The organism is Amycolatopsis sp. A1MSW2902 (genome assembly GCF_017312175.1).
Lineage (GTDB): Bacteria > Actinomycetota > Actinomycetes > Mycobacteriales > Pseudonocardiaceae > Amycolatopsis > Amycolatopsis nivea.
Genome location: NZ_QJPO01000001.1, coordinates 8887888 through 8902430, shown reverse-complemented (window position 1 = coordinate 8902430; position 14543 = coordinate 8887888). Strand labels below are relative to the sequence as shown.

At 68.2% G+C, this 14543-nt stretch carries 9 protein-coding genes and 1 pseudogene; 5 read left to right on the top strand and 5 right to left on the bottom strand.

Translation table 11 applies throughout. The annotated features are described in order from the left end of the window. Positions 1–39: 39 nt before the first annotated feature. The 4 genes from DMP23_RS41665 to DMP23_RS41650 all read left to right on the top strand — a co-directional run bounded on the left by DMP23_RS41665 (position 40) and on the right by DMP23_RS41650 (position 5534). Positions 40–1296, top strand: a complete 1257-nt coding sequence (locus tag DMP23_RS41665; RefSeq protein WP_037817109.1) for an aspartate aminotransferase family protein — start codon at positions 40–42, stop codon at positions 1294–1296. A 3-nt stretch (positions 1297–1299) separates the two neighbouring features. Then, positions 1300–1800 carry a DUF3830 family protein gene (locus DMP23_RS41660; protein WP_037817111.1) on the top strand — a complete coding sequence of 167 codons (501 nt, stop codon included), beginning with the start codon at positions 1300–1302 and terminating at the stop codon, positions 1798–1800. 780 nt (positions 1801–2580) lie between these two features. Further along, complete coding sequence (locus tag DMP23_RS41655; protein ID WP_134669775.1) at positions 2581–3966, top strand: FAD-binding oxidoreductase; 1386 nt, start codon at positions 2581–2583, stop codon at positions 3964–3966. Between the two features lie 5 nt (positions 3967–3971). Further along, a complete protein-coding gene (locus DMP23_RS41650) occupies positions 3972–5534 on the top strand; it encodes an acetolactate synthase large subunit (RefSeq protein ID WP_337824223.1) in 1563 nt (520 codons plus the stop codon). Here the strand turns inward: DMP23_RS41650 and DMP23_RS41645 are convergent. The 4 genes and pseudogenes from DMP23_RS41645 to DMP23_RS41630 form a co-directional block, all read right to left on the bottom strand. Then, the gene (locus DMP23_RS41645; RefSeq protein ID WP_337824507.1) at positions 5531–7009 is read right to left on the bottom strand and encodes an MFS transporter; all 1479 of its coding nucleotides are present in this window, start codon (positions 7007–7009) and stop codon (positions 5531–5533) included. The two genes, DMP23_RS41650 and DMP23_RS41645, sit on opposite strands and share 4 nt — an antisense overlap. A 56-nt stretch (positions 7010–7065) precedes the next feature. Continuing rightward, positions 7066–7164: pseudogene (locus DMP23_RS41640) on the bottom strand (DUF3761 domain-containing protein); the annotation flags it as partial. An 89-nt stretch (positions 7165–7253) separates the two neighbouring features. After that, positions 7254–7706, bottom strand: a complete 453-nt coding sequence (locus DMP23_RS41635) for a hypothetical protein (RefSeq protein ID WP_337824222.1) — start codon at positions 7704–7706, stop codon at positions 7254–7256. 38 nt (positions 7707–7744) lie between these two features. Further along, positions 7745–10573, bottom strand: a complete 2829-nt coding sequence (locus tag DMP23_RS41630) for a hypothetical protein (RefSeq protein WP_337824221.1) — start codon at positions 10571–10573, stop codon at positions 7745–7747. A 345-nt stretch (positions 10574–10918) separates the two neighbouring features. Between DMP23_RS41630 and DMP23_RS41625 the strand changes: the two genes are divergently transcribed. Further along, the gene (locus tag DMP23_RS41625) at positions 10919–12319 is read left to right on the top strand and encodes a hypothetical protein (RefSeq protein WP_337824220.1); all 1401 of its coding nucleotides are present in this window, start codon (positions 10919–10921) and stop codon (positions 12317–12319) included. Positions 12320–12370: 51 nt separating this feature from the next. Here DMP23_RS41625 and DMP23_RS41620 read toward each other — a convergent pair whose 3' ends face one another. Beyond that, the gene (locus tag DMP23_RS41620; protein ID WP_037817120.1) at positions 12371–14542 is read right to left on the bottom strand and encodes a 3-hydroxyacyl-CoA dehydrogenase NAD-binding domain-containing protein; all 2172 of its coding nucleotides are present in this window, start codon (positions 14540–14542) and stop codon (positions 12371–12373) included. Position 14543: the final 1 nt, after the last annotated feature.

Here is a 14543-nt window from a genome sequence, read left to right as displayed (position 1 = left end):
ATCGACAACCGTCTCCACCCGCACCCAGGAGGGCGCCGCATGGCCCAGCTTTCCCCGCTGCTCAAGCAGGCAACGCCCGTCGTCGTCGACCACGGTGAAGGGGTTTACCTCTACGACGTGGACGGGAAACGTCATCTCGACTTCACCGCGGGCATCGGGGTGACCAGCACCGGCCACTGCCACCCGCGCGTGGTCGAAGCCGCACGCGAGCAGATCGGCAAGCTCGTGCACGGCCAGTACACGACAGTCATGCACAAACCGCTGCTCGAACTGACCCGCAAGCTCGGCGACGTGCTGCCGTCCGGGCTCGATTCGCTCTTCTACGCGAACTCCGGCAGCGAGGCCGTCGAGGCCGCGCTGCGGCTGGCGCGGCAGGCGACGAAGCGGCCGAACGTCATCGTGTTCCAGGGCGGATTCCACGGCCGCACGGTCGCCGCCGCGACCATGACCACCTCCGGCACGCGGTTCAGCGCGGGCATCTCGCCGCTGATGTCCGGCGTGCACGTCGCGCCGTTCCCGTACGCCTACCACTACGGCTGGGACGAGGAGACCGCGACGAAGTTCGCCTTGCGCGAGCTGGACTATCTCTTCCAGACCGTCTCCGCGCCGAACGAGACGGCCGCGTTCTTCATCGAGCCGGTGCTCGGCGAGGGCGGCTACGTCCCGGCCAACACCGAGTTCATGGCCGGGCTGCGCGAACGCGCCGACCGGCACGGGATCCTCCTGGTGCTCGACGAGGTGCAGGCCGGGTTCGGCCGCACCGGCAAGTTCTGGGGCCACGACCACTTCGACGTCCACCCGGACGTCGTGCTGATCGCGAAGGGCCTCGCGAGTGGCTTCCCGCTGTCGGGCATTGCCGCTTCGGAAGAGCTGATGGCAAAGGCGTACCCGGGGTCGCAGGGCGGCACGTACGGCGGCAACGCGGTGTCGTGCGCGGCGGCGATCGCGACGCTCGACGTCATTCAGGACGAAGGCTTGGTCGAGAACGCCGCGGAGCGTGGCCGTCAGCTTCTCGAGGGCGCGCGCGTCATCGCGGACAAGACGCCGGCTATCGGCGACGTACGCGGCCTCGGGCTCCTCGTGGGCACTGAGTTCACGACAGCGGACGGCGAACCGGACACGGCCACCGCGCAGGCGGCACAGCAGGCAGCTGCCAAGAGCGGACTGCTGTTGCTCACCTGCGGCGCGTACTCGAACGTCGTGCGCATGGTGCCGCCGCTGGTCGTCAACGCGGAACAAGTCGACGACGCGCTGCGCATCTGGGGCGAGGTCGTCACGTCGGTCACGGGGAGCTGAAGCATGGCGCGCTACATCACCATCAGCCTCGACAAGCGCGGCGTCACCTGCCGCGCCCGGCTGCTCGACGACGAAGCACCGCGCACCTGCAAGGCGGTGTGGGACGCACTGCCGCAGAGCGGTTCGGCCTACCACGCGAAGTACGCGCGCAACGAGGTCTACACGCTCGTGCCGCCCTTCGCCGAACCCAAGCCGGGCCGCGAGAACCCGACCATCACCCCGATTCCGGGCGACGTCGTCTACTTCGGATTCGAGGCATGGGAAATCGGCAATCCGGCGTACGGCTACGACGAGGGCAGCGAGGCGCACAGCGACCAGGGTGCCACGGATCTCGCGATTTTCTACGGCCGCAACAACCTGCTGATCAACGGCGACGCGGGCTGGGTGCCCGGCAACGTGTTCGCGACGATCGAGGAGGGCCTGTCCGAGATGGCCGAGGCCGCGCAGGATCTGTGGCTGCGCGGTGTGGAAGGCGAGACGCTGTCGTTCGCCCGCGCTGACTGACAGTCGCTCCAGGGCCGGTTCCTCCGCTGCGGAGGGACCGGCCTTTCGCTTGCCCGGATCGGGCCGGATTGTCTCTCCGGAGTGAAGCCGGGTTAACCCTCCGCGATCATGAACTCGGCCCGATATTCGCTGCCGGGCAAGGGATCCGGCCCCGATGATCACCCGGCGGTGTGAACCTCGGCAACTCACCAATCGTGGCTTCGCATTCACCGTTTCGAGGGGCCGCGCCGCCCGGTTGCCGCAGTGCGCGTCTGCTACCCAGGGTGATCGACGCCGGGGTTCGCTACGAACCGTGGCGAAGAGTCCACAGTGCACCCCCGGCGGCAAACCCGAAAGCCTTACATGTTTAACATGGGAAGATTCCCCGGCCGCCGATCCCTTGCCAGCACAGGGAAATCCGCGTTTTGACACCGTGAGCGGGCCGGTGGAAATCTGCGATGGCTCCTCGCGAGAGCACCAAGGAAGAACAATCCGAACAAGGAGCCCCTCAATGCAGATGTTCACCCAGCACGTGCACCACGGCCACGACCTGATCTCGGGTCTGCTCGCGCACCTGGCGCACGTGCTCGGCTGGCTCGTCTGACCGGCACCGAGGATTAACCCAGGGGCCGGCCTGTTGGCGCGGGCCGGTCCCTGCTTGGGTTCTCCCCCCTTCCTGGCCACGCGCGCGGCGTGGCCTTTTTCGTGCCCGCGTCGGCTAACGTGAAAACTATTCATGGCCAGCCTCGGACCAGAACGGCTAGGCTGCGGCCACGAAGCACGCGCGCACGAGGGAGTGGCATGAGCGAGATCGCTGCACAGCTGGCGGGGGCCGTCGGAGCGGGGAACCTGCTGACCGGTGACGCGATTTCCGACGACTACGCGCACGACGAGGCGCTCAGCACGCCGGGGCAGAAACCGGCGTACGTCGCGAAACCCGCCACCGCCGAAGAGGTCTCCGCGCTGGTGAAGATCGCCGCCGCCGAGGGCGTCCCGGTGACCGCGCGCGGGTCCGGCAGCGGGTTGTCCGCCGCGGCGCGGCCGGTCGAAGGCGGGCTGCTCGTCTCGTTCGAGCGGATGAACTCGGTGCTCGAGATCGACACCGGCAACCACGTCGCCGTCGTCCAGCCGGGCGTCACGCTGGCCGAACTCGACGCGAAGACCGCCGAACACGGCCTCACCTACCCTGTTTATCCCGGCGAGCTGAGCGCGAGCGTCGGCGGCACCGTCGGCACCAACGCCGGCGGGATGCGCGCGATCCGCTACGGCATCACCCGCGGCAACGTCTCCGGTTTGCAGGCGGTGCTCGCGACCGGCGAGATCATCCGCGTCGGCGGCCGGATGTCGAAGATCTCCAGCGGCTACGACCTCACCCAGCTGATCATCGGCTCGGAGGGCACCCTCGCGCTGGTGACCGAGGTGATCGTGAAGCTGCAGCCCCGGCTGCCGCACGGCGCGACGGTGCTGGCCCCGTTCGACGATTTCGAGCAGGTGATGGCGGCCGTGCCGAAGATCGCCGCGAGCGGTCTCGCCCCGCAGATCCTCGAGTACATCGACAACATGACGATGGCCGCGATGGTCTACAACGACAAGCTCGAACTGGGCGTCCCGGCGGAAATCCGCGACCGGACCCAGGCGTATCTGGCCGTGGCGCTGGAAAACCGGGTGGCCGACCGGCTCGGCGAGGACGTCGAAGCGCTCGGCGAACTGCTCACCGAACTCGGTGCGATCGACGCCTACGTGCTCGAAGGCGGAGCCGCCCGCAAGCTCATCGAAGCCCGCGAAAAAGCCTTCTGGAACGCCAAAGCCGCGGGCGCGGACGACGTGATCGACGTGGTGGTGCCGCGGACCGCGATGCCGCAGTTCCTGGCCAAAGCCCGCGAGCTGGCGATGGCGGCCGGCGGCGGCGCGATCGGCTGCGGGCACGCCGGCGACGGCAACGTCCACCTGGCGATCTTCTGCAAGGACCCGGACACCCGCTCGCAGCTGCTGACCGACATCTTCGGTTACGCGTACGAACTCGGCGGCGCGATCTCCGGCGAGCACGGCCTCGGCCGCACCAAGACCAAGTACTACGCCAAACTCGAAGACCCGGCGAAGCTCGATCTGCTGCGCCGGGTCAAGGAAAGCTTCGATCCGGCCGGGATCCTGAACCCCGGCGTTCTGTTCGCGCAAACCGGAAAGTGAGCACAGTGAGCACGCTCAACGGCGCCCAGTCCCTCATCCGCACGCTCGTCGACAGCGGGGTCGACGTGTGCTTTTCCAACCCCGGCACGTCGGAAATGCATTTCGTCGCCGCGCTCGATTCGGTCCCGGAGATGCGCGGGGTGCTCGCGTTGTTCGAGGGCGTCGTGACCGGTGCCGCGGACGGGTACGCGCGGGTCGCCGGCAAGCCCGCCGCGACGCTGCTGCATCTCGGCCCCGGGCTGGGCAACGGCCTGGCGAACCTGCACAACGCGCGGCGCGCGCACACGCCGGTGGTCAACGTGATCGGCGACCACGCCACCTATCACAAGCAGTACGACGCCCCGCTGGAGTCGGACATCGACGCCATCGCGGGCTCGCTCGAAGGCTGGGTGCGCCGGTCCGGGCACACGAAGGACGTCGGCGCGGACGCCGCGGCGGCGGTCGCGGCAGCACAGGACGCCCCGGGCCGGGTCGCGACGCTGATCCTTCCCGCCGACGCGTCGTGGGGCGAGGGCGGCGAAACGTGCGAGCCGATCCCGCCGCGCGTCCCGCAGACGGTCGACTCGACGACCGTGCAGAAAATCGCGGACGTGCTCGGCAGCGGTGAGCCGGTGGCGTTGCTGATCGGCGGGTCCGCCTGCCGCGAAGCCGGTTTGCGCGCGGCCAGCCGGATCGCGGCCGCGACCGGGGTGAAGGTGCTCGCCGAGACGTTCCCGGCGCGACTGGAACGCGGTGCCGGCCTGCCGAACATCGAACGGCTGGGCTATCTCGCCGAGCAGGCGAAGTACCAGCTGGACGGGATCAAGCACCTGATCATCGCGGGCACGAAGGCACCGGTGTCGTTCTTCGCCTACCCCGGCATGCCGAGCGAGCTGACCCCGGAAGGCGCGGACGTCCACGTCCTCGCGAACGTCGGGCAGGACGTCCCGGCCGCGCTGGAAGCGGTCGCCGCCTTGGTCGCCGCGGACACCGAGCCGGTTTTGCAGGAGGCCGGACGGCCGGAGCTGCCGAGCGGTCCGCTCACCGTGCAGAACTGGGTCGACGTGATCGGCGCGCTGCTGCCGGAGAACGCGATCATCGTGGACGAGGCGAACACGTCCGGTCTCATGCTCCCCGCCGCGACCGCGGGCGCGCCTCGGCACGACGTGCTGACCCTGACCGGCGGCGCGATCGGCTACGGGATGCCGGTGGCCGTCGGCGCGGCGATCGCGGCTCCGAAGCGACCGGTGATCAACCTCGAATCCGACGGCAGCGCGATGTACACGATCTCCGCGCTGTGGACGCAGGCGCGCGAGAACCTTGACGTCACCACGGTGGTGCTCAACAACAACGCGTACGCGATTCTGCGGATGGAACTGCAGCGCGTCGGCGCGTCCGGCGACGGGCCGCGCGCGAAGGACCTGCTGGACATCGGCCGTCCGGACCTGGATTTCGTGAAGATCGCCGAAGGCATGGGCGTTCCGGCGACCCGGGCGACGACCGCGGAGGAGCTGGCCGAGCAGTTCCGGCGCGCGGTCGCCGAACCGGGCCCGCACCTGATCGACGCGGCCGTTCCGCCGCTGCTCTAGACCCCGGCGAGTTCCGGGCTGGCGGCACGGAATCGCGGCACCACCGCGGTCAACGCCAGCCCGGCCACCGCCGCCACCGCGGCGACCGCGAACGTGGCGCGGAAACCCGCGAGCGAGGGCACGGTGAACGAGCCGACGGTGATCGTCAGATGGGCAAGCATCGTGGCCATCACGGCGCTGGACGTCGACGTGCCGACAGACCGCATGAGCGAGTTGAGCCCGTTCGCGGACGCGGTTTCGGTGACCGGTACCGCGCTCATGATCAGCGCGGGCATCGCGGCGTAAGCGATGCCGACGCCCGCCCCGATGATCACCGACGCGATGATCAGCTCGACCGCGTTGGCCATCAGGAAAATCGCGAAGACGTAGCCGACCGCGATCACGGTCGCACCGGTCATGAGCGTGACGCGCGCGCCGTAGCGGTTGGTCAGCCGCGCGGAGACCGGGGACAGCGCCATCATGACCAGGCCGTTCGGCGCGAGGCACAGACCGGCTTCGACCATGCTGAGCCCGAGTCCGTAGCCGGTCGCCGACGGTGCCTGCAGCAACTGCGGGAACGACAACGACATCGCGTACATCGCGAAGCCGACGAGGACCGACGCGAGATTCGTGAACAACACCGGCCGCCGCGCCGAAACGCGCAGATCGACCAGCGGGTCCCGACGGCGCAGCTGATACCAGCCCCAGGCCGCGAGAACGACCACGGCGGTCGCGGCGAACCCGAGCGTCGCCGGACTCGCCCAGCCCCATTCGCTGCCCTTCACGATCGGCAGCAACAGGCTGGTGAGACCGACGATCAACCCGAGCGTGCCGAGGAAATCGAACGGCGCGGGCGTGCGGACCGGCGATTCCGGAACGAACCGCAGGATCAGCAGCGCACACCCGAGCCCGAGCCCGGCCGCGCCCCAGAACAGGACGTGCCAGTCCGCGTGCTCGGCCACGATCGCCGCGACCGGCAACCCGATCGCACCGCCGACGCCGAGCGTCGCGCTCATCAGCGAAATCGCGCCGCTCACGCGCTCCGGCGGCAGTTCGTCGCGCATGATGCTGATGCCGAGCGGAATGACGCCCATCGCGCAGCCCTGCAACCCGCGGCCGACGATCATCAGCGCGAGCGAACTGGTGAGCGCCGAGACCACGGATCCGGCGATCAGCACCGCGAGGCTCGCGAGCAGCACGCGGCGTTTGCCGTAGAGATCGCCGAGCCGCCCCGCGACCGGCGTGCAGACCGCCGCAGCCAGCAGCGTGACGGTGACGACCCACGACGCGTCCGTTGGCGTGGTGTCGAGCAGTCTCGGGAACGCCGGGATCAACGGGATGACCAGCGTCTGCATGAACGAAGCGACCAGCCCGCACGAGGCGAGCACCACGATGATCGGCCCCGAACCCGCCCGCGCCACCACGTCCCCCGTTCCGTATGCCGTACCGGATTCGCACGCTACCGGGCGCGGCGGGCAGAACGGGCGGTTCGTGATCGATCCGACTTAGCGGACTGGTCCGTTTGGCCCAATGCCTGCTTGGGTCGTCGGGTTCACAGCCACTGTTTGACGCCGCCGTGACCGGAGCAGGTGCCGGAACGGTGCTGGCTGTAGCTGTAGGTGCCGTCGTTGCAGAGGGTCGTCGCGCCGGCGGAGAGCAGCTTTGGGAGCGGTCACTCGCGGCGCGGACTGGGCGGTCGCGCCGCCCGGCGGCGTGGAGAACGCGAACGCAACCGTCGAGTCAGTCCTTCGCGAGCCGGGAGATCGTCGCCAGCATTCTCCGCACGCCGAAAACATGGCCGCCGCTTCCGACGACGAGCAAGCGGTAGCCCGCTCCGGCCACCCCGGGGAACCGGGCCCGGCTTTCGGCGCGGACCACGGTCTGTGCGGCGGAGACGGATTCGAGCCGGAACGTGAGGCGGTACTCGGAAAACCGGTGTCGTCCGGCAAGCGCGAGCTGGTGCGGCGGTTCGGCGACCACGACTCGGAAGCCGGGCACGGTGGATCCTTCCGCGAGCGGACGCGGGCCGGTCGCCTTCCAATCGGCGCAGCGGACCGCCCAAGCGTACGCGGTGGCCAACCTGCCGGAGAAGCGTTCGGCGACCTGGTTGACCGCGCGCCAGGTGGTCTCGGCGTCGGCGGGCACGGTGACGCGATGTTCGTCCAGGACGGGCAATTGCTCTTCGGCAGTCATCGGCTCCTCCGTGGGCATCGTCTCACGCGCCCGCGGGCTCAGCCGTCCGCGGGACACCACGGGTCCGGGGCGCGCAGGACCGACTTGCCGCAGAAGCCCTGTAGCGCCGGGTCGACTTCTCCGCCTTGGACCTGCAGCACCGCGAGCGGTTTGTCCTGCGGGACGTGCCTGCCGATGTCGCCGCCGTAGTCGATGGTTCCGCTCACGCCCTCGATGTATTTGTTGATCTGGTTCGCGTCCGGCCGCGAGGTGTGGATCGCGGCGATCTCCCGCCACACCGCACCGGGCGTGACCGGGATTTTCGACGACGTCTCCCGCAGGTACGCGGTCGCAGTGATCATCACCAGTGCGGCGTCGTAGGACAACGCGGCGTGGCCGTCGAACGAGCGGCCTTTTTCGGTGTGTTCAAAGGAGAACTTGGCGTTGAGCGTGGAGTAGAAGTCACGCGCGAGACCTTTCGCGGGTGTGGCCGGCGCGTTCGCGAGCGCGAAATAATAGTACGGCAGCGCGCGATGATCTTCTCGCGCAACGGAGTCGGCGACGAAACGCGCGACATCGTCGTCGCCGATGATCGTCGCGGTGCTGCCGCATTGTGCGGCCCCAGCCAGGAACGCTCCGAAATCGGGGACGCCTCGGCCGGCGAAGAACGCGTACCCGTCGTAGGAGCAGCTGTCGCGCCCGGCGGCACCCGCGTTGCCCACGAGCCGGTCGCCGTAGCGGAGATGCGCGGACCTCGCTTTTTGCCCTTCGTCCGGGACGAAAGCGCGTGCCTCGACCGCGAAACCCTTGTCCTTGAACTCTTTCAGCAGATTGTCGCGAAGGTTGGGACTGTAGAAGTCAGTGTCGTCGTCGGAGTAATAGATGCGAAGCGAGCGCGGACCGGGGCGCTGGGCGGCAAAGGCCGCGGCCACCGCGGCTTCCCGGCGGTTTTGCGGTGCGACCTGGAAGTAGATCGGGTTCTGATCCGCGAGCTGATCGGCGGTGAGGGTCGCCGCGACCACCGGGATGCCCGCGTCGCCGAGTGCGCGGATCGTGGTGGCGGTCGGCTCGCTGCTCATGTCGAGTCCGACCACGCCGACGATGCTGGGGTCCTGTTTCGCCATCTCCAGCAGGGTGCGCGCGACCTGCGCACCCTGGAGCATTCCCTTGCCGCCGTTGGCGATCAGCATGCGCACGATCGGTTCGGCCGCCGCGGTCGCGTCGAGCTGCCGCGACTGCGCGACCGCGAAGCCTTCCAGCGATTCGCGTTCCGCGGTGAGCCCCTCGGCGGTGCCGTTCGACGACGTCAGCGCCTCCAGGTCGACCAGCGTGATGTACGGCCGTTCCGGATGCTGCCGGTGCAGTTCCTCGGCCCGCCGGTTCTGGTCCGCGACCACGGCTTCGACCTGCTGGATCGTCCCCTCCTTGTCGACCGGGGAGAACAGCGTGAAGGTGCCGTCGGACACTCCGACGCACTGGTCGTCCACCCGGGTCAGCCACTCGCTCGACGTGCCGCAGTGACTGTCCAGAAAGGACTGATAACGCACCACGGCGAACGCGGCGACCAGCGCGAGCACCACCGCGGGCACCCCGGCCCGGATCCAGCGCGTCGTCCACCACGCCGCCCGCCCGCGTCCGCCGGACAGGTCGTAGTGCTCGCCGAGCGCCAGCATTCGCTTGCGCACCTCGGTTTCCTCGGCCTCGGTCTGCGGCACGTCGAGGCCGATCGGCAGGTACCACGCGGTCGGGCGGCGGGCGCGGCGGTCCGCGCTGAGCCGGTTCTGCCACACCCGGTACGCGCCCGCGGCGTCGGTCGCGTGGTACTTCGGCCGGTCCTCACTCGGCGCGGCGTCCGGCGGCGGAGCCTGGCTCGCGCTCACCACCAGCAGCGGGTCGAAAAGCCCGACCTGGTTGCGGACGTCGTTCATGAGCCGGAGCAGCCGGTAACCGCCGTTCGCGGGACCGACCTCGTCGAGCAGCAGCACCGGATAGGTCATCCGGCGCCGCCGCCAGAACTGCCACGGCCGCAGCCGGTACTCGCGGCGCAGGTCTTCCAGGAACGCGTTGACCAGCAGCCGCGCGACGTACTCGGGCGATTCCTTCTGCCATTCGCCGTCGGTGAGCCGCAGCGCGAAGCGCACGAAACTGCCGGACATCTCCGGTGCGAGGTGCGGCTGGCGCAGGAACCACCGGTACCGCCCGGACAGCCCGGGCACGCGCCCGGTGACCGCGAGCCGGAAGGTGCCGAACGTCAGCAACCGCAGCAGCAGCAACGGAAATCGCCACGCCGGATGCTGCGGCACCAGCTCGCGGCTGACACTGTCGATGGCCGAGCGGAAGCGGACCAGCAGGCCGTTCTCCTGCAGCTCGCGCAACAGCGTGCGTTCGGGATCGGTGTCGCCGTCCGGAAACTGCTTCGCCATGAGCTGATCGACCAGCGTGAACAGCCGGAACCGCAACCGGCTTTCCCGGGTGCGGCCGCTGCGGACGAGGCTGTTGCGGACGTGCCACAGCAGGTCGCGCACGGCATCGACGCTCTCCTTGGTCGCCTCGGCGGCGGAATCGGTGTCCGGCCGATCGGCGAGGGGCAGATAGACCGAACGCACGGTGCCCGCCGGTTCCGCGTTCTGCAGCCGGGACGCCAGCTCCTTGAGCACGCCCGCACGCGCGTCTCCGACGAGGCACACCATCGGCAGCCCGCGCCGCCCGGCACGCTCCCGGTGATAACCGGGACGCCATTCTCCGTCGTCCAGCAATTCCCGCGGCCGGTCGCCGCTTCGAGGTCGTTGGTAAAGCGCCCCGATGAGCTTGACGAGCCGATCCGCACCAGCGAACGCGAGCTGCTCCCCCGCGACTGCCACCGTCTGGTCCATGCCGAAGTAAACCACGCGGCTCAGGGGAGGAGTCCCGGAATTATGCCGCCATGCCAAGGGTTTTGCGATTTGCTCCGGGCGACTTGCGGCCGTTCGGGTGGCCAGGGTTCAGCCGTTCGCTGGACGGGAGGTTGCACTGAGCTACCGGCTCTTGTTCACAGATCGATCAATTCGATATCATCGCTACGAAAAACGTAGAATTTGCTCATCGCAACTAGGCAATCGGACTGATCCAACGCCTGAACTCCTAGCAAATCGTCGCCTTTCTCAATATCTCATGATCACCATGATCGGAGGAAGACAGAGCAGGCTGGTTCATGTGTGGTGGAGCTGGAACCTGGTCGCCGATGAGGGGTGGGCATGAAGAACGACAACCAGAGCGCACAATTCCAGGCTGCCTACGACGAGCTGACCAAGCAGCCTTCGATCGCGGTCTCGTCTAGTCGTGCGATGGCAGCGGAGGTCAAGCAGCTTCAGGCGGACGACGAGAAGAAGGCCAACGAAGAAGAGAAAGACTTCGAAAAAGTGCCCATGCTGGAAGAGGTCCAGCTCCATCCGCACGGCTTCCGCGCTACGCCGTGGGCGATACTGCAGGCGTACGGCCGGGCGACCGCGCTGTCCAGTCAGAGCCCTTCGCGCGGCCTTGCCCACCACTGGAACTGCCTCCGCTACCTCGCCACGCTGCGTTCGGAAAACGGCCAGTTGACGCGGTCGGAGGACGGAAACGATGCCAGGTGGCACGTAAAGACCGCGCAATCGGCCGATGTCGGGGTGGCAATCGGGTTGCTCGCCGCGCAGGAGTCGCTGTCCAAGCAGCACCCAGGTTATCGGTTCCAAGCGGTCGACGCCGATCTCGTTCTGGACGCCGGTTGGGCACTGCGCGCGCCACGCCCCAAAGAACAAACACAGAAGCCTGCGTCCGATCGACCAGGTTATTTTCTGGTCGGCCGGCAAGCCGGCGCTCCGCTTCGGGTCGTTGCTGCCGACTTCCGCGGACTGCATAACACGGCCGTCCACCAACGCAAGCAGTTGTACCGGTCGGCGACGAGGTTCCATCGGCTGGCGTTCGGACGCGAAGCCCAGCGCATGCCGAGCATCGCGGCGTCGACCACGCTCTCCGGCACGCACGGAGTCGAGGTATACCTCCTCGGTCATCAAGCTGATTTAAGCCTTGCCGTCCCAAACCATCCACTGCCCCATCTCACCGGTCCGCAGCGGGAAGAGTTGTACACCCCGTTCATTGAAACCGTGAACGATAACGGCGAAAAGGAAAGCAGGCTCGGTTTCCATCTCGCGGAGAACCGGTACGAATGGTTTTCCAGGGTTGTGGTCCGAGCCTCAGCAGCGATGCTGCTGGCTTTCGCCGGAGACCGGACCAGCGCGGCAAGACAGCTCACCAAGCGGCAAGGCATCCGTGTGGGCAAGCAGGACAACGAAGACCACATGCCCCCGGCCCGCTGCGACGTCGAGGTGCGTCTGGGCGGGCTGGAACTCGTCGGCACCGATCATGTCTTTCGCTTTCGCGGCAAGCGCGTCGAGGTGTTCTCCGGACTCCCCAAGCCGCTCTACAAAGTGCTGCGCAACGGTGCCGGTGCCCCGGACTACGAAGCCACCGTACGGGACGTCCGCGCGCACTGGAATGAAGGCAACGCTCGGGACGCTTGGCAGGGAATCATGACAATGGACGAGGACGGTGCTGTCATGGGCTTGCGCGCCCTCAGCGATGAAAACTCCGTCCAGCTCAAGCCCATCACCGCATAAACGACGGGGCTGCTCCGGGAAACCCTGGAGCAGCCCCGCCAGTCACAAAATTTACTCGTAAATCTCGCCCTTGGCGGCCTTCTCCACCAGCGACTGCGGCGGCTCGAAGTGGCTGCCGTACCGCGCCGCCAGTTCGCGGGCCCGGTCCACGAAGCCCTGCAGGCCGCCCTCGTACTGGTTGATGTACTGGATCACGCCACCGGTCCAGGGCGGGAAACCGATGCCGAAGATGGACCCGATGTTGGCGTCCGCGATCGAGGTCAGGACGCCCTCGTCGAAGCACTTCACCGTTTCCAGCGCCTCGGCGAAGAGCATGCGCTCCTTGAGGTCCTCGAACGGCACGTCCGCCGAACCCGAGTTGAACGCCTCGCGCAGGCCCGGCCACAGACCGGTGCGCTTGCCGTTCTCGTCGTACTCGTAGAAGCCCGCCCCGGTGGAACGGCCCTTGCGGTCGTACTTGTCGAGCATCGTGTCGATGACGGCCTCGGACGCGTGCGCGTTCCAGGTGCCGCCCGCGGCCTCGATCGCGGCACGGGTTTCCGCGCGGATCTTGCGCGGCAGCGTCAGGGTCAGCTCGTCCATCAGCTGCAGCGGCGGCGCCGGGTAACCGGCCTGCGAACCCGCCTGCTCGATCGACGCCGGCTCGACGCCCTCGCCCAGCGCGGCCACGGCCTCGTTGATGAAGGTGCCGATGACCCGCGAGGTGAAGAAGCCGCGGCTGTCGTTGACGACGATCGGGGTCTTGCGGATCTGCAGCGTGTAGTCGAAGACCTTCGCCAGCGTGGCGGGCGACGTCTTCTCGCCGCAGATGATCTCGACCAGCGGCATCTTGTCCACCGGCGAGAAGAAGTGGATCCCGATGAAGTCCTCGGTGCGCTGCACGCCCTCGGCGAGGGTGGTGATCGGCAGCGTCGAGGTGTTGGAACCCAGCACCGCGTCCGCGTTGACGATGCTCTCGATCTCGCCGAACACCTTGTGCTTCAGCTCGACGCTCTCGAACACGGCCTCGATGACGAAGTCGACGCCGGCGAAGTCGGCCGGGTCGGCGGTCGGCTTGATCCGCGCCAGCAGCGCGTCCGACTTCTCCTGCGTGGTCTTGCCGCGCGAGAGCGCCTTCTCCTCGAGCTTGACCGCGTAGCCCTTGCCCTTGTCAGCCGCCTCCTGCGAGACGTCCTTGAGGACCACGTCGATGCCCGCCTTCGCGGAGACGTAGGCGATCGCGGCGCCCATCATCCCGGCGCCGAGCACGCCGACCTTCTTGGCGGTGAACTTCTCGAACCCGTCCGGACGCGAACCGCCGGAGTTGATCGTCTGCAGGTCGAAGAAGAACGCCTTGGTCATGTTCTTCGAGACCTGCCCGATGGCCAGGCTCACGAAGTAGCGCGTCTCGACCTGGATCGCGGTGTCGAAGTCGACCTGAGAGCCCTCGATCGCGGCGGCGAGGATCGCGCGCGGCGCGGGCATCGGCGCGCCCTTGAGCTGCTTGCGCAGGTTCGCCGGGAACGCGGGCAGGTTCGCCGCGAAGCTCGGGTTCGACGGGGTGCCGCCCGGGATCTTGTAGCCCTTGACGTCCCACGGCTGCACGCCGCCCTCGGGGTTGGCCTTGATCCACGCCTTCGCGGCGGGCACCAGCTCGTCGACGGTGTCCACGACCTCGTGCACCAGGCCGATCTCCAGCGCCTTGCGCGGCTTCATCCGCTGGCCCTGCAGCAGGACGTTCAGCAGCGCGCTCTGGATGCCGAGCAGCCGCACGGTGCGGACCACGCCGCCGCCGCCGGGCAGCAGGCCGAGGGTGACCTCGGGCAGGCCGATCTGGCTGCCCTTGACGTCGGCCGCGATACGGTGGTGCGTCGCCAGCGCGATCTCGAGTCCGCCGCCGAGCGCCGCGCCGTTGATGGCCGCGACGACCGGCTTGCCGAGCTGCTCGAGCCGGCGCATCTGGCTCTTCATCGCGCCGCTGGACGCGGTGATCTCCGCCGCGTGCTCCGGCTTCGCCTGGATCAGGTCGCGCAGGTCGCCGCCGGCGAAGAAGGTCTTCTTCGCGGAGGTGAGCACGACGCCGGTGATGTCGTCCTTCTCCGCCTCGAGCCGGTCCACGGTCGCGGCGAGCGACTCGCGGAAGGCCTGGTTCATCGTGTTGGCCGACTGGTCCGGGTCGTCCAGGGTCAGCGTGACGATGCCGTCGGAATCCTTGTCCCAGCGGATGGTCTTGCTTTCGGTCATC

What these genes read in the sequence shown, in the direction of transcription:
- DMP23_RS41665 (WP_037817109.1), top strand. Translation starts at nt 40, where the DNA reads ATGGCCCAGCTTTCCCCGCTGCTCAAGCAGGCAACGCCCGTCGTCGTC.
- DMP23_RS41635 (WP_337824222.1), bottom strand. Translation starts at nt 7,706, where the DNA reads ATGACTGCCGAAGAGCAATTGCCCGTCCTGGACGAACATCGCGTCACC.
- DMP23_RS41655 (WP_134669775.1), top strand. Translation starts at nt 2,581, where the DNA reads ATGAGCGAGATCGCTGCACAGCTGGCGGGGGCCGTCGGAGCGGGGAAC.
- DMP23_RS41660 (WP_037817111.1), top strand. Translation starts at nt 1,300, where the DNA reads ATGGCGCGCTACATCACCATCAGCCTCGACAAGCGCGGCGTCACCTGC.
- DMP23_RS41625 (WP_337824220.1), top strand. Translation starts at nt 10,919, where the DNA reads ATGAAGAACGACAACCAGAGCGCACAATTCCAGGCTGCCTACGACGAG.
- DMP23_RS41620 (WP_037817120.1), bottom strand. Translation starts at nt 14,542, where the DNA reads ATGACCGAAAGCAAGACCATCCGCTGGGACAAGGATTCCGACGGCATC.